The following is an 18,489-nucleotide window of genomic DNA, read 5'->3' on the forward strand; positions in this document are numbered from 1 at the left end:
GGGACAACGTCGCGGGGTAGGGCCGTCGGTGTCCGTGTTGGCCCGACGGAAAAAATCATTCTGCGCTAACACACAGTGAGGAGGCGGAGCGATGACCGACGATATGGTCACGCCAACCGATTCCACAGCAGGCGCAGCTCGTGGCGTCTGCGCAGACATCGGCCGAATCGAACGGGAGGACGCGAGCGACGACATGTCGACGCCGCGGCTCAGCCTGGTCGTGACGGGGTTCGACGAGATGTTCGAGTCCATCGAAGAGCAATGGCAGGAACGCGCCCTATGCGCGCAGACCGACCCCGAGGCGTTCTTCCCCGAGAAGGGCGGCTCGACTCGGGAGGCGAAGCGCATCTGCATGGGTTGCGAGGTTCGCGACGAGTGCCTCGAATACGCACTCGCGCACGATGAGCGCTTCGGTATCTGGGGCGGGCTCTCCGAACGGGAGCGCCGTCGCCTCAAGCGCGGAATCGGCTGACGGACGGGCGCCGCACCGACCTCACCGCGAGGTCGGTGCGAGTTCACCCCACGACCCGCGAACAGCCACCAGCCGATGACGACGATTCAGCAAGACGACCATTCAGCAAGACGACGATTCACAAGACGATTCACAAATAGCATAGATTCGTTTCATGTCCCGCTCTCGTAATCGACGGCCACCGACCGCGCGGTCGGTGATCCGCCGCGGCCGCGGTGTGCGCGGGCCGATGCTGCCCCCGACCGTGCCCGCGTGGCGCACCCGAGGGCAGCAGTTCGACCGGCTGGTCCTCGAGGCTTTCGCCCCGCTGGACAGCCGCTGGCACGATCGACTCACCAAACTCGACATCGCCGTCGACGATGTCCCCAAAATCCGTCCGCTGCACCCCGATTCGGTCACCTGGCCGGACGAGGTCGTCGCCGACGGCCCGGTGCCGCTGTCGCGGCTCGTCCCCGCGGGCGTCGACCGCCACGGCGCGGCCACCCGGGCCCGCGTCGTCCTGTTCCGCAAGCCGCTGGAACTGCGCGCGGGCGACCCCGACGACCTCGTCGACCTGCTGCGCGAAGTCCTCGTGCAGCAGATCGCCACCTATCTCGGCGTCGACCCCGACATCATCGATCCCGAACCCGAATAGGCGCGGCCCGAGCACGTGAGGAACGCCCCTTTACCGCGTGTCTGGCCGCGAGCGGAGGCCAGGGGGGTTACTCTCATCGACGTGATCCCCATGCGTCGTTGCTGCCGACCAGGCTGCAAGAATCCGGCCGTCGCGACGCTCACGTATGTGTACTCGGACTCGACGGCCGTGGTCGGACCGCTCGCCACCGTCGCCGAACCGCACTCATGGGACCTCTGCGAAACACACGCCTCACGCATCACCGCGCCCAAGGGCTGGGACATGGTCCGCCACGAAGGCGGATTCTCCTCCAGCACACCGGACGACGATGACCTGACGGCGCTGGCGGAGGCCGTACGCGAGGCCGGATTACGCAGACGTCCGCCCGAACCCGAACAGCGCGGCTATCGCGACTATTCGCCACCGCCGCAGCGCGCCACGAGAACCGGTCGCCGCGGCCACCTCAGGGTGCTGCCCGATCCACCGAGCTGAGCGCGGGCCCTACGTGGTCACGCTGCGCTACCACCTCCGGGCCTGACGCACTCATGACGGTGTCCTCCGGGTCATGAGCGCGGGCCCTACGTGGTCACGCTGCGCTACCACCTCCGGGCCTGACGCACTCATGACGGTGTCCTCCGGGTCATGAGCGCGGGCCCTACGTGGTCACGCTGCGCTACCACCTCCGGGCCTGACGCGCTCATGACCGCCGTCGAGCCTGTCGGGGCGAGCTATTAGGGTGGTGCCCATGACAGCCACGCGCTCTGCCGAATTCGTGAACGCGGTGATCAAGGCATACGACGTCCGCGGAGTGGTCGGTGAACAGATCGATGCGCGATTCGTCGGCGATGTCGGCGCCTCGTTCGCGCGCCTCATGCGCGCCGAGGGCGCGTCCCGCGTGGTCATCGGACACGATATGCGCGATTCCTCACCGGAACTCGCCGCCGCCTTCGCCGCGGGCGTGCGGGACCAGGGCCTGGACGTCACCCATATCGGCCTCGCCTCCACCGACCAGCTCTACTTCGCCTCAGGCAAGCTCGGCTGCCCGGGCGCGATGTTCACCGCGAGCCACAATCCCGCCCGCTACAACGGCATCAAGCTGTGCCGGGCCAACGCGCTTCCGGTCGGCCAGGACACCGGCCTGAACACCATCAAGGACGAACTGGTCTCGGGCGTACCCGCATACGACGGCGCGCGCGGCGCGGCGGACGAGGTGGATCTGCTGGCCGACTACGCGCGGTTCCTGCGCGAGCTGGTCGAGCTCGACGACATCAGACCGCTCACCATCGCGGTGGACGCGGGCAACGGCATGGGCGGCCACACGGTGCCCGAGGTGCTCGGCGTCCTGTCGCAGGTCGAGGTCGTCCCCCTGTACTTCGAGTTGGACGGCACCTTCCCCAACCACGAGGCCAATCCCCTCGATCCGGCGAATCTGGTCGATCTCCAGAAGCTGGTGCGCGAGTCCGGCGCCGATGTCGGCCTCGCCTTCGACGGCGACGCCGACCGCTGCTTCGTGGTTGACGAGCGCGGCGAGCCGGTCTCGCCGTCGGCGATCACCGCACTCGTCGCCGAACGGGAGCTGGCCAAGGAACCGGGCGCGGTCGTCATCCACAACCTGATCACCTCGCGCGCGGTGCCCGAACTCGTCGAGGAACTCGGCGGCACGCCGGTGCGTACCCGCGTCGGGCATTCGTTCATCAAGCAGGAGATGGCCGCCACCGGCGCGGTATTCGGCGGCGAGCACTCCGCGCACTACTACTTCCGCGACTTCTGGGGCGCCGATTCCGGCATGCTCGCCGCGCTGCACGTGCTCGCCGCGCTCGGCGAGAAGGATCGCCCGGTCTCGGAGCTGATGTCGGCCTATCAGAAATACGCGGCCTCCGGCGAGATCAACTCCACCGTCGCCGACGCCGCGCAGCGCACCGCGGCCGTGCTCGAAGCGTTCGAGAGCCGCGCGGTCTCGGTGGACCGGCTCGACGGCGTCACCGTGCAACTCCCCGACAACGCGTGGTTCAATCTGCGCGCGTCCAATACCGAACCACTGCTCAGGTTGAACGTCGAAGCCCGATCGCAGGAGGAAGTAGACGCACTCGTGACCGAGATCCTGAGCATCGTCCGCGCCTGACTGGAATAGTGGAATCACAGACATTGGATTCGCCCCACGCGGCCTCGATGCGCGCGTTCCGGACGGAACCAGGGCCGGATCAGCTACAGCGCGATGAGGGGAGGTGGGACGCCCGATGATCGCTGGAACTCCGGTGCTCGATCTCGACGACTCCGCGTCGCTCGAGGCCGCCGACAGCGGTGGCGCCCTCCGTTCGGCAGCCTCCGGCGGTGCCCAGGTCCGGGCCACCGCGGCGGCCGTGGCCGAAGACGCGCTCGGTCGGCTCGTCGATCTGCGCCCGCGCAGCCTGGTCCTGGTCACCGGTCCCGGTCGCGCCACGCGCGCCGCGGGCATGCTGATCGCGGCGCTCGGCGGACGCGCAGGCCTCCCGATCGTGCCCGCCGCCTCATTGCCTCCGTGGGTCGGCCCGCTCGACGTGGTGCTGGTCGCCGGTGACGACGCGGGCGATCCGAGCCTGATCGACGCCGTCGACCGCGCCCAGCGCCGCGGCGCGGAAGTGGTGGTCGCCGCACCGCTCGAGGGTCCGTTGCGCACTGCCGCCGGTCGGCGCACTGCACTGCTCGAGCCGCGTGTCCCGGTACTCGACCACAATCGGCTGCTGCGCTATCTCGCGGCCGTCATCGCGGTGCTGCGCGCGGTCGACCCGACGCGTTCCGGCGCGGCCACGCCCGACCTCACGGCGCTCGCCGACGTCCTCGACGCCGAAGCACTGCGCGACGCGCCGCAGAACGAGGTGTTCCACAATCCCGCCAAGACCCTGGCGGCGCGGATGCAGGAGCGCGCCGTGGTGTTCTCCGGCGACTCCCCCGCCGCCACCGAACTCGCCGAACACTGCGCCGAAGTGCTGTTGCGCGCCGCGGGCCGGGTGGCGACGGCGGTGGATCTGCCCGAGGCGGTCGCCGCCAACGGCGTCATGGCCGACGCGGCGGGCGGATCGACACCCGATTTCGATCCGCTGTTCCACGACGAGGAGCTCGACGGGCCCGCACCGGTGGACCGGGTGCGGATCTTCGTGCTCAGCACCGATCCCGATCAGGCCGCCGCGCGCCGCAGGCTCGCGGTCTTCGGCGGCTCGGGTCCGGTCGACGCGGACCTGGTCAACGCCGATGTCGACCTGCTACAGAACACGCTCAGCGATCCGGCGGGCCCGACCCCGGCGCGGGTCGACGAGGCAGGCGTGCCGTTGCCAGGATCGGCCACCCACAGCACCGAACTGGAGCAGCTCGCCGTGCTCGCCCTCAGAATCGAAATGGCCGCCGCCTACCTCAGGCTGATCGGGCGCGGCGGCGCCCCCGCCACCGACGAACGGTACGACGGGGGACGCTACTAGTGCACGAACTCGTTGGTGCACTGCGTACCTACGCATGGGGTTCGCGCACCGCGCTCGCTCAGCTGTGCGGCAGGCCGGTGCCGTCGGCCCATCCCGAGGCCGAACTGTGGTTCGGCGCGCACCCCGCCGATCCGGCGCACGTGCGCGGACTCGACGGCGTCACCACCTCATTGCTGGAGTTGGTCGCGGGCGATCCGGACCGCGAACTCGGCGCCGCCGCACCGGCCTTCGACGGGAAGCTGCCGTTCCTGCTGAAGATCCTCGCCGCCGAGGAACCGCTGTCCCTGCAGGCGCATCCGAGCGCCGCGCAGGCGCGTTCCGGTTTCGAGCAGGAGAACCGGGCGAAGGTGCCCCTGGATTCGCCGATGCGCAACTACCGCGACGACAACCACAAACCGGAACTGGTGGTGGCGCTGGAGCGGTTCGAGGCGCTCGCGGGATTCCGTGATCCACGCCGGACCGTCGAACTGTTGCGGGCGCTCCAGGTGCCGCAGCTCGGGTGGTATGCGGATCTACTGGCGGCGCAACCGGATTCGGCGGGTCTGCGGACCTTGTTCACGACCTGGATCACGCTGCCGCACGGGGTGCTGTCCGCCCTGCTGCCCGCGGTGCTCGACGGATGCGTGCGATACCTGTCGGGCAAGGGTTCACGAGAATTCGCCGCCGAGGCGCGCACCGCGCTGGAACTCGCCGAGGCGTATCCGGGTGACGCGGGCGTGCTCGCGGCGCTGCTGCTCAACCGCCTCACCCTCGAACCCGGTCAGGGGCTGTTCCTCGCCGCCGGAAATCTGCACGCCTACCTGCGCGGACTCGGCGTGGAGATCATGGCGAACTCCGACAACGTGCTGCGCGGCGGGCTCACCCCGAAACACGTCGACGTGCCCGAACTGTTGCGGGTCCTGGATTTCGAGCCGATCGACCTGCCCGTCATCCTGCCCGAACCCGCGGGCGACGGATCGGTGCGCTATCGCACACCCGCACCCGAATTCGCGCTGCACCGCTTCGACCTGGCCGCCGGTTCCGGGCAGGTGCCGCTGCACGACGGCCCCGGCATCGTGCTGTGCACATCGGGCGTCGTCCGACTGCTGCGCGACGGCGCCGAACTGCTCGTCACACGCGGCGGCGGTGCGTGGATCTCCGCCGCCGACAGCGCTATTCGAGCGCAGGCGGTGGACGGGCCAGCGCAGTTCTTCTGCGCGTGCGTCGGCCGGACGAACTGATCGGACGCTGATCTTCGCGCCCGAATGTGGCGTGCGCCCTCGGGGGTGGGCTCCGGCGGCCGCGACACGCTAAGTTAACCGGGTCGGTGCGACGAGGAGAGGACATTCCAGACATGTCTGCTGGTGGCGGCAAGAAGGCGATTATCGCGGCGTTGACGGCGAACGCCGGTATCGCGGCGGCGAAGTTCGTCGGTGCGGCGATCACCGGTTCGGCGTCGATGCTGGCCGAGGCCGTGCACTCGGTCGCCGACACCTCCAACCAGGGCCTGCTGCTGTTCGGGCAGAACCGGGCCGAACAGGAGGCCGACGAACTGCACCAGTTCGGATACGGGCGCAGCCGCTACTTCTACTCGTTCGTGGTCGCGCTGGTGCTGTTCACCCTCGGTTCGGTCTACGCGATCTACGAGGGCATCCACAAGGTCCAGCATCCGGAGGAACTGACCTCGCCGCTGGTCGCGGTGGTAATCCTGGTGATCGCGGTCGGTTTGGAGACCTACAGCTTCACGACCGCCATCAAGGAGTCGCGCCCGCTCAAGGGTTCCAGCACGTGGTGGCGTTTCATCCACACCTCGCGCAGTCCCGAACTGCCCGTGGTGCTGCTCGAGGATCTGGGCGCTCTCGTCGGCCTCGTCTTCGCCCTCGTCGGCGTCGGCCTTTCGATCGTCGTCGACCCGATCTGGGACGGTATCGGCACCCTCGCCATCGGCGGCCTGCTCGGTGTCATCGCCGTCATCCTCATCATCGAGATGCACAGCCTGCTCATCGGCGAAGGCGCCACCCCCGATGAGGACCGCCTGATCCGCGAGAACCTGGTCGACGGCGAACACATCGACCGTGTGATCCACCTCAAGTCCCAGTACCTGGGCCCCGAGGAAATCCTGGTCGCCGCCAAACTCTCCTTCACCCCCGATCTCGATATCGCCACCATAGCCACGGCCATCGACGCCGCCGAAGCCCGAGTCCGAGCGGCCGTCCCCGCCGCCCGCCGCATCTACCTCGAACCCGACCTCTACCGCGAACACCTCGCGACGAAGTAGAAACGTCGGCGGCGCGTGGTCGTCAGCGCACCCAGGCCACATGGACGACCACCACGCGTCGTTCCTGTTCGAGAACGACGTACACGGCGAGACCGGCACCGTCCGGGCCGAAGACCATTCGGCGCATTTCCCCGTCCGGAATGTCGTCGCTGTAGGGCGGGCCCTCCCACGGCGTCAGTTCCAGAAACGCGATGAGTTCGGCATAGTCCACCGCCACTTCTACTGGCAAGCCTCCGACCTGAGCCAGCGCGTCGGACACTATTTCGTACTGATACACCCCTGCGGACTATCGACCAAGTCGCGCATTGATAAGCGCACGGTGCTCGGCCGCGCCGATAGTCTCCACGGCACGACCCGCCTTCAGGTCGGCGACCTGTCGCAGCATCCGCAGGTGAGCTTCCGCGCCGTGGCGCTGAGTGATCTCGGCGATTCTGCGGAAGGCGGCCAGCACGGCCAGCACACCCGTGAGATCGAGAGACTCGGCCGCCGCCGACATTTCTTCGCTGTACCGGCGCAGGAACTCGGCCTGTTCCTCGCCGACCAATGCATCATGGATGGCGCGCGGCGTCGAGCCCGCCAGCAACGCGGGATGCGTCGATGGCTTGAACGACTCGGGTGAGGCCATCTCGATACTGTAGCCCAACCCTGCGACACGTAGAGCGTTCGAGCAGGTCATAGCGCTTTCCACCTCCATACTCGCCGTCCGGACCGAGACTCCGGTTGTTCGATTCCGACCGAGTCGGGACATCATCCACTCATTTCGCAGACTGACAGCGGTCTCGGTGCGTAGCGCTCCGCACCGAGACCGAATGTCGTTGGGGGTCAGGCGTTGCCGGTGGCGGTGGCCTCGCGGGTGCGGGTGAGGAAGGTGTCCCATTCCGCCGGGGTGAAGACCAGGGCGGGGGCTGCGGGGGCCTTCGAGTCACGTACGCCGACGGAACCGCCGTCGAGGTGGGCGACCTCGACGCAATCGCGGGAACCGCTGCAGTAGGTGCTCTTGTACCACTGTGCCGTGGACAGGTCGAACGTCATCGGGTCAACTCCTTCAGGATGTGTGTCATCACGGTGCGACTATCGTTCTCGGCCAACACGATTCGTTGAAGTCGCGTGCATGCGTCCCGGTATATGGCGACTTCGGACTCCTTCTCCAGATACAGCCCGCCCGTGTACCCCTGCACGAAGACGATTGGCGGTTCAGTCAAATGGGCACGCGGATGCGGCGGGAACTCCATCAAGACGAAGTTATTCGTGATCATGCCGATGTGCATCCCCACCGATTTCGGGACCAGTCGGATGGAGATGTTTTCCAGTGTACCGAATTCCAGTAGATGGCGTATCTGGGTTGCCATAACTTCCGGGCCGCCGATCGGTCTGCACAACGCCAACTCGTCCGCAATAATCGAGAGCTGGATCGGGTTCTCGGTATCGGCCAGGCGAACCTTCCGGTGTTGCGAGAGCTCGATGCGTCGCTCGACCTCCGAGGTATCCATATTCGGAAACTCCGACCACAGCACCTCACGTCGGTACTCGACCGTCTGCAACAACCCCGGCACCAGCAGCGGCTGGTACGAGGTCAGCCGCTGCGCCGACTGCTCCAACCCGACGAACAGGTTGAAGTCCTGTGGGATCGCGTCGTCGAACGCGTTCCACCAGCCTTTACTCTGCGCCTCCTCGGCCAGGCCGAGGAGCACGGCGATCTTGGCGTCGTCCGCCCCGTACACCTGACACAGCCGTTCGACGTCGATGAGCCGCAGCCGGACCGGCTGTCCGGTCTCCATCCGCCAGATGGTTTGTTTACCGACCGATATGGCTTTCTTCGCCTCGTCCATGGTAATTCCGGCGGCTTCGCGGAGTGCATTCAGTTCCCTGCCGAGCAACCGTCGCGGCAGAGTGGAACTAGCCCCCATTTTCTGGACCCCTTCTTATTGATCGGTTCCCATTGGAACTCGACGCGAGTACCAATTGGAACCAGGCTCGATTTTCGTGGACAAGTAGTCCGGAACGCTTTCGACCGTCGGCATGTCGATGGTCTGCTGAATAGGCGCCCGGTACAGACGGTTCGACGCCTCGACACGTGAACCGTTACCCGCCGCCACGGAGCGAAGGGGTCGGCGGGTACCGGCGCACTTTACCTCAACAACAAATGCAGGGAGTCCACTTGACCGCACCACCGGTTCTCGACGAGCTCATCGGCCGCCGCCGCGCGGCCGCCACGCCGCAGGCGTCCGTCTCCACGCATCGCCGCACCGTCGTGGCGGCCGGAATGCCGAACGCGCGCAACGCATGCGACGTACAGCAGGCACGATGACCGATCCGTGCCTCGGTTTCGCGGACACGCCTCGCGCGCGCTGCGAGTACTACCGCAAGGTCTGTGAGCTGCCCGCCGTGGTCGATCCGCGCCACGGCGGCATCACCTTCCGCGCCGGACTCGTATGGGGCCTGATGATGGCCTCCGAGTTGGGCCGCAGGGTGAAGCTCGAGTTGGAGCGCACCGGGCGCGGCGGCGGGCCGATCGTGTCGCATCCGCGCAGCGGGACATGGTGTTTCCTGGTGCGCTCCGATATCCCGACCACCCGCCTCACCGAGGACGCGGCGCTGTTCCGCAGCGGCGTGCGGGTGATCGCCGACGGCGCCGTCATCGCCCTACCGTCCCCCGTCGACACCGATCCGGCCTACCGAGCGTGGATCAGCGCCGCGCACAGCCCTTTTCGTCCCTCCGGAATGTCCGTCCTGGAAGCCGTCGGCGTGTGCGCCGACCGCCGCCTCCCCCTCAACGAAACCCCGAGTCCGAAATGAACACAGCACCCGAAGACACCTCGCCCCGCCCGCAGGAACCCGACGTGCACCTGTCGATCTTCCTGCACGGCATCCGCTTCGATTTCATCGCCTGCGACACCGCCGCCCGCGCCTTCGTCCGCGACCACAACCGCCGCAGCCACGTCGACGCGGCATCGATCGAACCGCTCGCGGCGGGCGCGACGCACCCGCGCCTCCCCAACGAACGGCTCTACCTCGACCCGCCACCCGATTACCACACCACCCGACTCGACGGCGCGGAAGCCCGCTGGTTCGCCCGCGAAGGCGTCGTCCGCGTGGTCTCGGTCACCGACGCGTCCGGATACACCGTGCCCCTGCACGGTTTCGACCTCGGCGCCTGCATAGACCACATGCCCCGCAAACTGTGGCACCTCGTGCGCCGCCGCCACGAGGCCATCGAAGACGAAATGCGAGGACGGCTGGTGTCGAGCGTGGAAACGCTGTTCGAGGAACTCATTCGCCGCACCCCCGTCCGCACCGACCGCAGGCCAACGGCCGTGGTCAGCGTGTGAGTACGAGCACATCCCGCGCCGAGCCCAGGCACCCTGCCGCGCACAGGCACCGGTCGGGCGATCGAGCGGCCGCCGATGGAACGACAGCCACGCGAATCCACACAGGTCACGGCTCCGTCGGAGACCAAGCCCCTACCCTGAGCACGTCGAACCGGTACAGCCGGCACGTGAGACGGAACGGGGTAACGACAATGGGCGACGGCGAACAACTGAACCTGGACTTCCACGTAGAGCAGACCGCATGGGGTAAATGGGTCGATCCCGAACGCCGCGCCGCACAGGTCGGCAAGTTCATGGAATACGCGGGACTGCCGAAGCTTCCGGCGCGACCATGGCCGGAAGGCTCACCCGAGGTCGAACGGATAGACCCGCTCGTCGCCGCACTGTTCCCCGACTTGGCCACCGCCATGGCGCCCGAGAACACCGACCTGGCCGACATGTTCATCTGCTTCATGGGCGAATGCTTCATAAAATACGCGGGCGCGCGATGGTTCGACGAGGAATGGTTCGGCCGCGAATATTCCTTCTACGATGACGTGAATCCGGCCCTGTTGTTCGATAACCACGACGAAGATATCAGAACCGCATGGCGATTCATGGACAACATGATCGGATATCACCCGGGAGACCATAACGGAATGTTCTCCTATTTTGTTGCCGCACTGCATGAATACCAGGGCTATTACCACGACAAGCATCGCGAGGATGCCTCGACATAGCCCTCCACAGCGCTAGGGGGGTACGTGCCGGATGGCTACGACAAAGACCGTCAAAACGTTGACAACAACACGCGCGGAGAGATATTCGAGAACGGAACGCGAATGTTCTTTCGCGATACCGAAAACGGATACTTCAAGGACAACCGGATCTTCAAAGCTGGTCCTGACCGCATAAGATTCGATAAAGTGCGGGAGTCCGGCGGCCTCGTCTTCACGATCGAAGAGAAATCCGGCAGGCTCGGCGGGGAAAAGGACGAGACCCAGCTCAAGGTTGCGCGTATCCTCCTGGATAAGGGGGAAATCCATCACCATTCCTTGCGGACTGTCGATGGCGAGACCATCTCGGACAGCACTCGCAAGTTGATCGTTGATCTAGAGCGGGATTTCCCCGGCGGGTTCACGCACCAGGTGATTTCTCGAGAAGATGCTCGCGAAATATGGGCGCTCGGCAGGCAACTGGAAAAGGGGCAACAACTCGAACTCGACGGTGTGCGTGAGAAAGCTCGTCAACACAAGATCCAGCAACGAGCGCAGATCAGAGAACAGACCGAAGGCATTGTTCGAGAGGAATACCGGGAGACCGGGGTTCCCGTCGACCGATCGCGGCCCGCGAACGCGGACAACGGCCGTCAACCGGTCGACATGCGACGGCTCGAGGAGAACCTGCTGGAGGCCGAGTACCTCGAGGGCAGGCAACAAGCCCTCCGCGACGCCATTGCCGCGCGAACCAGGGAGATCACGGAGGCCCGCGACGCAGGGAGCGTCGTCGAAGTCGAATACCTGCGCGATACGCACACCCGACTAGCCGAAGAGCTCGAAACCTTGCGCGGTCTGGACCGGGCCATCGCCCACGACTACCACCTTGCACTCGGTTTCAGCGTCGAGGATTCCGCGCTCGTGGTGGGTTACGAACAACCCGCGCGTGAGGCGGCCCGCGCCGATCTGGTGGTCGGGCTCGAGGTCATCGGGACCGAGGTCCGCCGTCAAGATTGGACACACGAACTCGGTCCACACAACGACCGCCTCGCCGAACTCACTCGGCAACGTGTCCAGGACATCACCGAACGCATCGCGGGTCCGCGTAAACGCGAATCGGCGATCGACAACGCCCGCGCGGGCGCGGAGAAGCTACGTCTCGATCCTCTCGACGCGACCGAACGGAATCTGGATATCGAGAAGTTCCGTGCCGTGCGGGAGGGCCGGAATCTCGGCTACGACCCCGACACGCGCACTTACACCTTTCATCGCGAAGGCTCCGACCCGGTGCAGGTCGCGCACGACGATCGAGAGCGGCGCATGGGTGAAGACGCTCGCGGAATCGAGGCCGGGATGGACCTGAATGCGATCGAGGTCGCGCACCTGGTCGCACTCGGCCACGCTCACGCTGTCGAGGAAGCAGTACGGGCCCGACTCCGAGATGCCCCGCAAGCACACGGATTGGGGCATGAGCGAGGCGTCGGGCGTGGACTGGATCGGGACCGGTGAGACCGCCCGCGAGCGGATCCGGAACTGTGCCGCCGACGCCGAGCGCGAAGCCGTCCGCTCGGTGTCGGCGGGGGATCAACTCTGGGCCAACTGGGACAGGAACTTTCGGGTACGGGTGTCGCCGCGCATGTAGACGATGGCGCCGAACTCGGTGGCGCCCGCGGCTTCCACGTCGGCGAGGCGGGCCGCGACTTCTTCTTCGGTGCCGATGATCGCGAGGTCGGCGGCGCCCTCGGCGCCTTCGCGGTCCATCATGGCGCGGTAGGAGGGCAGGGTGTTGTACATGGCGAAGTTCTCGGCGGCCTGCGCGCGGGCCGGTTCGGGGTCGTCGGTGATGCAGACGGGGAGGTTGCAGATGATGCGGGGGGCGGGGGCGCCCGCCGCTCGGGCGGCCTCGTTGATGACGGGCGCGATGTGCGAGGCGATCGTCTTCGCGCCGGTCATCCACAGGATGGTGCCCGCGGTGTGCTGCCCGGCGAGTTTCAGCATCTGCGGGCCGAGCGCAGCGAGCAGGATCGGGATGGGGCCTTCGCCGGGGGTGCTCAACGCGATGTTGGCACGCATGGTCTCACCGGTGAACGACACCGGCTGCCGTTCCAGCAGCGGGCCGAGGATCGCGAGGTATTCGCGCATGTGTCGCACGGGGCGATCGAAGTCGAGGCCGAACATGTTCTCGATCACGACCTGGTGGGACAGGCCGATTCCGAGGGTGAACCGGCCATCGCCGATGGCGAGCGCGGTGGTGCGCGCCTGCTGGGCGAGCGCGGCGGGATGACGCGGGTAGGTGGGCACGACGGCGGTGCCGAGTTCGATGCCGGGGACGCGGCTGCCCGCCACCGCGAGCGCGGTCATCGCGTCGAAACCGAAGATATTGGGCAGCCATGCCGAGGCGAAGCCGTCGTCGGCCGCTTGGCGTATCTCGTCGGTGAGTCGGTCGAGTGCCTGCGGTCCACGACCTTCGTTGAGCGTAATGCCGATGCGCATTCGATTCTCCTCTCGCTCGGGTTCGAGCCTATGCCATACACGTGTCCAGGATTTGTGTGGTTCGGTAGCGCCCGTGCGGCGGCGGGTTCACGATCGGGTGGTGAGCAGGTCCAGCGGGTCGGTGTCGATGCCGAAGCGGTCGCGCAGGGCGTGGCGCACGGCGTGCACACCGTTCATACCGTGCACGCCGGGGCCCGGCGGGGTCGCCGATGAGCACAGGTAGACGCCGGGAAGTGGGGTGGCGTAGGGGTTCCAGCGTGGGGCGGGACGGAACAGGAACTGGCGCAGGGTCATCGCGCCTGCGGAGATGTCGCCGCCGATGTAATTGGCGTTGTGGAAAGGCATTTCGGCGGCGGTGCGGACGTGGTGGGCGAGGATCAGGTCGCGGAATCCAGGGGCGAAGCGTTCCACCTGGGCGATGACCGTCGCGCTGACGTCTCGCGAAGAGCCCTGCGGGACATGGGCGTAGGTGTAGAAGGTGTGTTTGCCCTCGGGTGCGCGCGTGGCGTCGACCACGCCGGGCTGGATCGCGAGCACATAGGGCAGGTCGACGTGGCGCCCCGCGGCGACGGCGCGTTCGGCGGTCATGGCCTCGGCACGGTCGCCGATCAGGTGCATGGTGCCCGCTCGCGCGCAGTCCTCGACCTTCCACGGCACCGGGCCGGACAGTGCGAAATCCACCTTGCACGCCGCACCCCCGTACCGGAACTTCCGCAGCCGGTCGGCGTAGCGGTGCGGTAGCCGATGCCCGCCGACGCGCAGCAGTTCGGCGGGGGCCAAGTCCAGCAGAACGGCGCGCGCGCCTGCGAACTCGTCGATCGAATCCACTCGATGGCCGGGGAACACCCGACCGCCGAGGCGCACGATCTCGGCGACGAGCGCGTCCACGATGGCTTGGCTTCCGCCGCGCGGAAGCACCCAGCCGCCCGCGTGCGCGAGCGTGCTCAACAGCATGCCCGCACCCGCCGCCGGGATGGCGCGCGGCGGGGTGATCGCATGCGTCGCGACCCCGGCGAGCAGGGCGGGCGCGATATCGTCACGGAATCGCAGATTCCACAGCGGTGTCCCCTGTTCGAAGACGCGCAGCCCGAACCGCACCGCCGTCGGCAGGTCCGGCGGCAGCGCGCGCAGATCCGACATGGCGACCGCGACCACCGACTCCCAGTGCTCGACCAGCGGACCGAACAGCCCGCGCCACGCGCGCCCGTCGACCCCGAGCCCGTCGACCGTCCGGTCCAGGTCACGCCATGCCAGCCCGGCGCGGCCGCGGTCGAGCGGGTGCGCGTAGGAAACTTCGGGCGTCAGCAGTTCGACCCCGTGCGCGGCCAGGTCGAACGCGCGGAAGAACGGCGAAGCCAGCGCCATGGGGTGGGCGCCCGCGCAGATGTCGTGGTGGAAACCCGGCAGCGTCACCGCACCGGTTCGGCAGCCGCCTCCCACTGTCGTCTCGGCCTCGTACACCTGGACCGACAGCCCCGCCCGCGCGGCCACCACGGCCGCCGCCAACCCGTTCGGTCCGGACCCGACGACAACGACATCCGCCATTCCCCCACGCTACCGCCGCATACTTCGACTGCGGCCGCGCCGCCGCGTACAGGCAGGCCGACGACCAGGTGGGGTAGCGCGGCCGGTCACGACGAATGGCGCGCCATCGGCCTCCTGGACACCGAACGTCACGACCTGGTCGCCGCAGCCGACCGAGTTCGCCGGCTCGCGCCGTGAGTTGTCCCGCGTGTCATGGACCGAAGTCGGATGTCGGCCACGGCCGAGCCTCCCGAGGCACACGGCGACAACATCCGACGCGCCTGCTCGGGATCGAACCACCGATAGCGACCCATGCCCGGTCCGGCGCGGTGGCGGGACCGGGCCGGATCAGACGTCGGTGGAGAAGCGGATGCCGCCGTCGGGGATGACCACTCCGGGCCACACGCGGGCGCCGCGCAGGAGTTCGCAGCGGGCGCCGACGTGCGCGCCGTCGCCGATGACACCGTCGCGGACCAGGGCGCGGGGGCCGATGCGGGCGCCGAAACCGACGATGGAGCGTTCCACCGTGGCGCCCGCCTCGACCACGGCGCCGTCGAAGATGACCGCGCCGTCCAGCCGCGCGCCCGCGCCGATCTCAGCGCCGCGACCGATCACCGTGCCGCCGATGAGCAGCGCGCCGGGTGCGACGCCTGCTCCGGGATGAATCAGCGACTCGCCGCGCTGGCCGGGCAGCGCGGGCGAGGGGGCGATGCCGCGCACCAGGTCCGCCGAACCGCGCACGAAATCCTCCGGCGTGCCCATGTCGCGCCAGTAGGACATGTCGACGTGGCCTTGCACGCGCGCGCCCTCGGCGAGCAGGGCGGGGAACACCTCGCGTTCCACCGAAACCGGGCGACCCGAAGGGATCTTCTCGATGTATTCGCGACGGAAGACGTAGCAGCCCGCGTTGATCTGGTCGGTCGGCGGGTCCTGGGTCTTCTCCAGGAAGGCGGTGACCCTGCCCTCTTCGTCGGTAGGCACGCAGCCGAAGGCCCTCGGATCGCTGACCCGCACCAGGTGCAGGGTCACGTCGGCCTTGGTCGACTCGTGGGTGTCGAGGATGGCGCCGAGGTCGGTGCCGCCGAGAACGTCGCCGTTGAAGACCATCACGGTGTCGGCCCGCAACTTGGGCAGCACGTTGCGGATGCCGCCGCCGGTGCCGAGCGGTTCCGGCTCGAACACGTACTCGAGTTCGATGCCGAGGTCGGAGCCGTCGCCGAAGTGTTCCTCGAACACCTCGGCCTTGAACGAGGTGCCGAGCACGACGTGGGTGATGCCGGCTTCGGCGATGCGGGCGAGCAGGTGGGTGAGGAACGGCAGTCCGGCCGTCGGCAACATCGGCTTGGGGGCCGACAGTGTCAACGGACGCAGCCGTGTCCCCTGGCCGCCGACCAGAATCACGGCGTCGGTGCCTGCATGTCCTGCCATCGAGTTGCCCCTGTTCACAGTGGATCGTTCCCGCCGCGCGCGGCCGTTCAGCCGCGCGCCTGCTGTCGCAGCGCAGATCGAACCGCAATCCGGGAGCGAATCGCAAGTCCGGCCCGCAGCGCCAGCCGCAACGGGGCCTGCCACCAGTGCGGATGCCGGTCGGCCTGGAACCGGTACGCGCTCGCGTGATGGGCGGGCAACATGATTTCCGGATGTCTGCTGGCCGCGTGTCCCTTGGCGTGGGTCACCTCGGCGCTCGGCACGAACACGTTGTGCCAGCCCGCCTTGCCCATGCGGTCGCCGAAGTCGACGTCCTCCATGTACATGAAGTAGCGCGAGTCGAAGCCGTCGATGGAGTCGAAGGCGCCGCGACGCACGAGCAGGCAGGAACCGGACAGCCAGCCGACGGTCCGCTCCGAGACCTGCTCGTTCTCCTGCCGGTAGCGCCTGGTCCACGGGTTGGCGGGCCAGACGGAGCCGAGGATCGCGTGACCGGCGCCGTCGAGCAGGCCGGGCACCGAGCGGGCCGACGGGTAGACGCTGCCGTCGGGTTCGAGCACCATCGGGCCGATGGCGCCCGCGCGCGGCCAGCGGGCGGCGGCCTCGAGCATCTGGTCGATGGAGTCGGTGCCCCAGCGGATGTCGGGGTTGGCGATGATCACGAATTCGATTTCCGGGTCGATCTCGGCGACCGCGCGGTTGATCGCGCCGCCGTAGCCGATATTGCCGCCGGTGCGCAGCAGCCGCACGTGCGAGTTGGCTTCGGCGACCATTTCCGGGACGCCGTCGGTGGAGCCGTTGTCGGCCAGGATCACCTGTGGCTTCTCGGTGGTGGCGTGCGCCAGCGTGGTGACGAAGTGTTCCAGGTGTTCCCCCGGTGAGTAGGTCACCGTGACGACGGCAAGACCTGCGGATTGGTTGTCGGTTCGCTCGCTGCGCTCACTCACGAGCGCCCAGCCTAGCGGGACCGGCACGCTCGCGCGCCCGACGGTCGAGAACCCGTACGGATCGACGCGAAACCGCGCGGCGAATCCGGTCGGGTCACGCGAAATCGGTGCGGCCGGAAGGGATCGCGTCGACCGGACGCGTGGCGTGGCAACCCGCGAGCGACTCGTGCAGCGCCGCGCGCCAGTGCCGCAGCGGCGTCAGGCCTGCCGCTGTCCACGCGCGGTCCGACAGCACCGAGTACGCGGGTCGGCGCGCGGGGCGGGGGAAGGCCGCGGAGTTGGTGGGGCGCACGCGTCGGGGATCGGCCCCGATCTCCTCGAAGACCGCGCGGGCGACCTCGAACCACGTGGCCGCGCCGGTGTTGGTGGCGTGCAGCACGCGCGGGGTGTCGGGGCGTGCGGCGAGTTCGAGGAGCGCGGCGGCCAGGTCGACGACGTAGGTGGGTGAGCCGCGTTGGTCGTCGACCACGTCGACAATCTCGCGTTCGGCTTCCAACCTGCGCATGGTCGCGACGAAATCGGCGCCGACGCCCCGGTAGACCCAGGCCGTGCGCACCACGCGGGCGGTAGGCGCGAGGTCGAGCACCGCGCGTTCGCCTTCGAGTTTGGAGCGGCCGTAGACGCCGGTGGGTCCGGTTGGCGCGTCGGTTTCGTAGGGCGTGTCGCCGGTGCCGGGGAAGACGTAGTCGGTGGATACCTGGATCAGGTTCGCGCCGACCTCCGCGCAGGCAGCGGCCAGAATGGCGGCGCCGGTCGCGTTGACGGCGAATGCGGCGTCGGGTTCGGATTCGGCGCGGTCGACGGCGGTGTTGGCGGCGCAGTTGAGTACCGTGTCACCCGCCGCGAGGACCGCGCGCACGGCGTCGGCGTCGGTGATGTCGAGTTCGGCGCGGGTGTATCCGAGTGCGGCGGGCGCGCGGCGCAGCAGTTCCGCGCCGAGCTGCCCGCCCGCTCCGGTGACGACGAGACGGGCTTCCGACGGCGGTATCGCGGCAGGCACGGGCGCAAGTCTGGCACGCCGCGCGTGCCGAGGTTGCCCGGCATCGGGTTAACCATTGGTTAGCCTATGGGGACTCTCGGCCGCCGCGCGCGGACGAGTCACGGGGACAGCGGGTCGCTCGGACGGGAATTCTGGTCGCGCCGACAACGCCGCGCACGGGTGGCGCCGCGAACTACCTGAGCCGGACCATGGATTCGGGCGCGGGATCCGGGCACGCGGGATCCGGAAACGCGCGTGAGTGCCGACACCGATATCGGGTACGCAGGGTTCGTCGAGAGG

Annotated in this window: 21 protein-coding genes; 12 read left to right on the forward strand and 9 right to left on the reverse strand. The window is 68.0% G+C overall.

Annotated features, from left to right (window positions below):
• Positions 1–238: 238 nt before the first annotated feature.
• The 7 genes from IT779_RS05680 to IT779_RS05710 all read left to right on the forward strand — a co-directional run bounded on the left by IT779_RS05680 (position 239) and on the right by IT779_RS05710 (position 6,794).
• The gene (locus IT779_RS05680) at positions 239–472 is read left to right on the forward strand and encodes a WhiB family transcriptional regulator (RefSeq protein ID WP_029901515.1); all 234 of its coding nucleotides are present in this window, start codon (positions 239–241) and stop codon (positions 470–472) included.
• A 154-nt stretch (positions 473–626) separates the two neighbouring features.
• Positions 627–1,106 (forward strand): metallopeptidase family protein, encoded by a 480-nt coding sequence (locus IT779_RS05685; protein WP_196148101.1) that lies wholly within the window; start codon positions 627–629, stop codon positions 1,104–1,106.
• A gap of 90 nt (positions 1,107–1,196) precedes the next feature.
• Complete coding sequence (locus tag IT779_RS05690; protein WP_196148529.1) at positions 1,197–1,577, forward strand: DUF3499 domain-containing protein; 381 nt, start codon at positions 1,197–1,199, stop codon at positions 1,575–1,577.
• 253 nt (positions 1,578–1,830) lie between these two features.
• Entirely contained in the window at positions 1,831–3,207 is a 1,377-nt protein-coding gene (locus IT779_RS05695) for a phosphomannomutase/phosphoglucomutase (protein ID WP_196148102.1), read from the forward strand.
• Between the two features lie 115 nt (positions 3,208–3,322).
• Positions 3,323–4,537 carry a tobH protein gene (locus tag IT779_RS05700; protein WP_196148103.1) on the forward strand — a complete coding sequence of 405 codons (1,215 nt, stop codon included), beginning with the start codon at positions 3,323–3,325 and terminating at the stop codon, positions 4,535–4,537.
• Positions 4,537–5,757 carry a mannose-6-phosphate isomerase, class I gene (gene manA, locus IT779_RS05705; protein ID WP_196148104.1) on the forward strand — a complete coding sequence of 407 codons (1,221 nt, stop codon included), beginning with the start codon at positions 4,537–4,539 and terminating at the stop codon, positions 5,755–5,757. Before IT779_RS05700 ends, manA begins: the two co-directional genes overlap by 1 nt.
• A gap of 113 nt (positions 5,758–5,870) precedes the next feature.
• Positions 5,871–6,794: a cation diffusion facilitator family transporter gene (locus tag IT779_RS05710; RefSeq protein WP_196148105.1), complete on the forward strand. Its 924-nt coding sequence runs from the start codon at positions 5,871–5,873 to the stop codon at positions 6,792–6,794.
• 22 nt (positions 6,795–6,816) lie between these two features.
• On the opposite strand, the gene IT779_RS05715 is transcribed toward IT779_RS05710, so the two are convergent.
• From IT779_RS05715 to IT779_RS05730, 4 genes are all read right to left on the reverse strand, one after another.
• The gene (locus IT779_RS05715; protein WP_232541465.1) at positions 6,817–7,071 is read right to left on the reverse strand and encodes a hypothetical protein; all 255 of its coding nucleotides are present in this window, start codon (positions 7,069–7,071) and stop codon (positions 6,817–6,819) included.
• A gap of 9 nt (positions 7,072–7,080) precedes the next feature.
• Positions 7,081–7,419 carry a DUF6247 family protein gene (locus tag IT779_RS05720; protein ID WP_196148107.1) on the reverse strand — a complete coding sequence of 113 codons (339 nt, stop codon included), beginning with the start codon at positions 7,417–7,419 and terminating at the stop codon, positions 7,081–7,083.
• Positions 7,420–7,616: 197 nt separating this feature from the next.
• Positions 7,617–7,826, reverse strand: a complete 210-nt coding sequence (locus IT779_RS05725; protein ID WP_196148108.1) for a DUF397 domain-containing protein — start codon at positions 7,824–7,826, stop codon at positions 7,617–7,619.
• Positions 7,823–8,701, reverse strand: a complete 879-nt coding sequence (locus tag IT779_RS05730) for a helix-turn-helix domain-containing protein (protein ID WP_196148109.1) — start codon at positions 8,699–8,701, stop codon at positions 7,823–7,825. Before IT779_RS05730 ends, IT779_RS05725 begins: the two co-directional genes overlap by 4 nt.
• A 251-nt stretch (positions 8,702–8,952) precedes the next feature.
• On the opposite strand from IT779_RS05730, the gene IT779_RS05735 reads away from it, so the two are divergent.
• From IT779_RS05735 to IT779_RS05755, 5 genes are all read left to right on the forward strand, one after another.
• Positions 8,953–9,102, forward strand: coding sequence for a hypothetical protein (locus IT779_RS05735; protein ID WP_196148110.1), 150 nt, complete (start codon positions 8,953–8,955; stop codon positions 9,100–9,102).
• The gene (locus tag IT779_RS05740) at positions 9,099–9,590 is read left to right on the forward strand and encodes a DNA-directed RNA polymerase subunit beta (RefSeq protein WP_196148111.1); all 492 of its coding nucleotides are present in this window, start codon (positions 9,099–9,101) and stop codon (positions 9,588–9,590) included. The genes IT779_RS05735 and IT779_RS05740 overlap by 4 nt, the downstream gene beginning before the upstream one ends.
• Positions 9,587–10,123, forward strand: a complete 537-nt coding sequence (locus IT779_RS05745) for a hypothetical protein (protein WP_196148112.1) — start codon at positions 9,587–9,589, stop codon at positions 10,121–10,123. The genes IT779_RS05740 and IT779_RS05745 overlap by 4 nt, the downstream gene beginning before the upstream one ends.
• Positions 10,124–10,314: 191 nt before the next feature.
• A complete protein-coding gene (locus IT779_RS05750) occupies positions 10,315–10,842 on the forward strand; it encodes a hypothetical protein (RefSeq protein WP_196148113.1) in 528 nt (175 codons plus the stop codon).
• Positions 10,843–10,866: 24 nt separating this feature from the next.
• A complete protein-coding gene (locus tag IT779_RS05755; RefSeq protein WP_196148114.1) occupies positions 10,867–12,327 on the forward strand; it encodes a hypothetical protein in 1,461 nt (486 codons plus the stop codon).
• A 75-nt stretch (positions 12,328–12,402) separates the two neighbouring features.
• On the opposite strand, the gene IT779_RS05760 is transcribed toward IT779_RS05755, so the two are convergent.
• The 5 genes from IT779_RS05760 to rfbD all read right to left on the reverse strand — a co-directional run bounded on the left by IT779_RS05760 (position 12,403) and on the right by rfbD (position 18,210).
• A complete protein-coding gene (locus tag IT779_RS05760; RefSeq protein WP_196148115.1) occupies positions 12,403–13,311 on the reverse strand; it encodes an LLM class F420-dependent oxidoreductase in 909 nt (302 codons plus the stop codon).
• A gap of 87 nt (positions 13,312–13,398) precedes the next feature.
• Entirely contained in the window at positions 13,399–14,856 is a 1,458-nt protein-coding gene (locus tag IT779_RS05765) for a phytoene desaturase family protein (RefSeq protein ID WP_196148116.1), read from the reverse strand.
• 327 nt (positions 14,857–15,183) lie between these two features.
• The gene (gene manB, locus IT779_RS05770) at positions 15,184–16,263 is read right to left on the reverse strand and encodes a mannose-1-phosphate guanylyltransferase (RefSeq protein WP_196148117.1); all 1,080 of its coding nucleotides are present in this window, start codon (positions 16,261–16,263) and stop codon (positions 15,184–15,186) included.
• A gap of 47 nt (positions 16,264–16,310) precedes the next feature.
• Positions 16,311–17,210, reverse strand: coding sequence for a glycosyltransferase family 2 protein (locus IT779_RS05775; protein ID WP_196148118.1), 900 nt, complete (start codon positions 17,208–17,210; stop codon positions 16,311–16,313).
• A gap of 94 nt (positions 17,211–17,304) precedes the next feature.
• Positions 17,305–18,210: a dTDP-4-dehydrorhamnose reductase gene (gene rfbD / locus IT779_RS05780; protein ID WP_196148119.1), complete on the reverse strand. Its 906-nt coding sequence runs from the start codon at positions 18,208–18,210 to the stop codon at positions 17,305–17,307.
• Between the last annotated feature and the right edge of the window lie 279 nt (positions 18,211–18,489).

The organism is Nocardia bovistercoris (assembly GCF_015674855.1).
Lineage (GTDB): Bacteria > Actinomycetota > Actinomycetes > Mycobacteriales > Mycobacteriaceae > Nocardia > Nocardia bovistercoris.

Coding starts and splice junctions, on each gene's coding strand:
- IT779_RS05680 (WP_029901515.1), top strand. CDS start 239: ATGTTCGAGTCCATCGAAGAGCAATGGCAGGAACGCGCCCTATGCGCG.
- IT779_RS05685 (WP_196148101.1), top strand. CDS start 627: ATGTCCCGCTCTCGTAATCGACGGCCACCGACCGCGCGGTCGGTGATC.
- IT779_RS05690 (WP_196148529.1), top strand. CDS start 1,197: ATGCGTCGTTGCTGCCGACCAGGCTGCAAGAATCCGGCCGTCGCGACG.
- IT779_RS05695 (WP_196148102.1), top strand. CDS start 1,831: ATGACAGCCACGCGCTCTGCCGAATTCGTGAACGCGGTGATCAAGGCA.
- IT779_RS05700 (WP_196148103.1), top strand. CDS start 3,323: ATGATCGCTGGAACTCCGGTGCTCGATCTCGACGACTCCGCGTCGCTC.
- IT779_RS05710 (WP_196148105.1), top strand. CDS start 5,871: ATGTCTGCTGGTGGCGGCAAGAAGGCGATTATCGCGGCGTTGACGGCG.
- IT779_RS05720 (WP_196148107.1), bottom strand. CDS start 7,419: ATGGCCTCACCCGAGTCGTTCAAGCCATCGACGCATCCCGCGTTGCTG.
- IT779_RS05725 (WP_196148108.1), bottom strand. CDS start 7,826: ATGACGTTCGACCTGTCCACGGCACAGTGGTACAAGAGCACCTACTGC.
- IT779_RS05730 (WP_196148109.1), bottom strand. CDS start 8,701: ATGGGGGCTAGTTCCACTCTGCCGCGACGGTTGCTCGGCAGGGAACTG.
- IT779_RS05740 (WP_196148111.1), top strand. CDS start 9,099: ATGACCGATCCGTGCCTCGGTTTCGCGGACACGCCTCGCGCGCGCTGC.
- IT779_RS05745 (WP_196148112.1), top strand. CDS start 9,587: ATGAACACAGCACCCGAAGACACCTCGCCCCGCCCGCAGGAACCCGAC.
- IT779_RS05750 (WP_196148113.1), top strand. CDS start 10,315: ATGGGCGACGGCGAACAACTGAACCTGGACTTCCACGTAGAGCAGACC.
- IT779_RS05760 (WP_196148115.1), bottom strand. CDS start 13,311: ATGCGCATCGGCATTACGCTCAACGAAGGTCGTGGACCGCAGGCACTC.
- IT779_RS05765 (WP_196148116.1), bottom strand. CDS start 14,856: ATGGCGGATGTCGTTGTCGTCGGGTCCGGACCGAACGGGTTGGCGGCG.
- manB (WP_196148117.1), bottom strand. CDS start 16,263: ATGGCAGGACATGCAGGCACCGACGCCGTGATTCTGGTCGGCGGCCAG.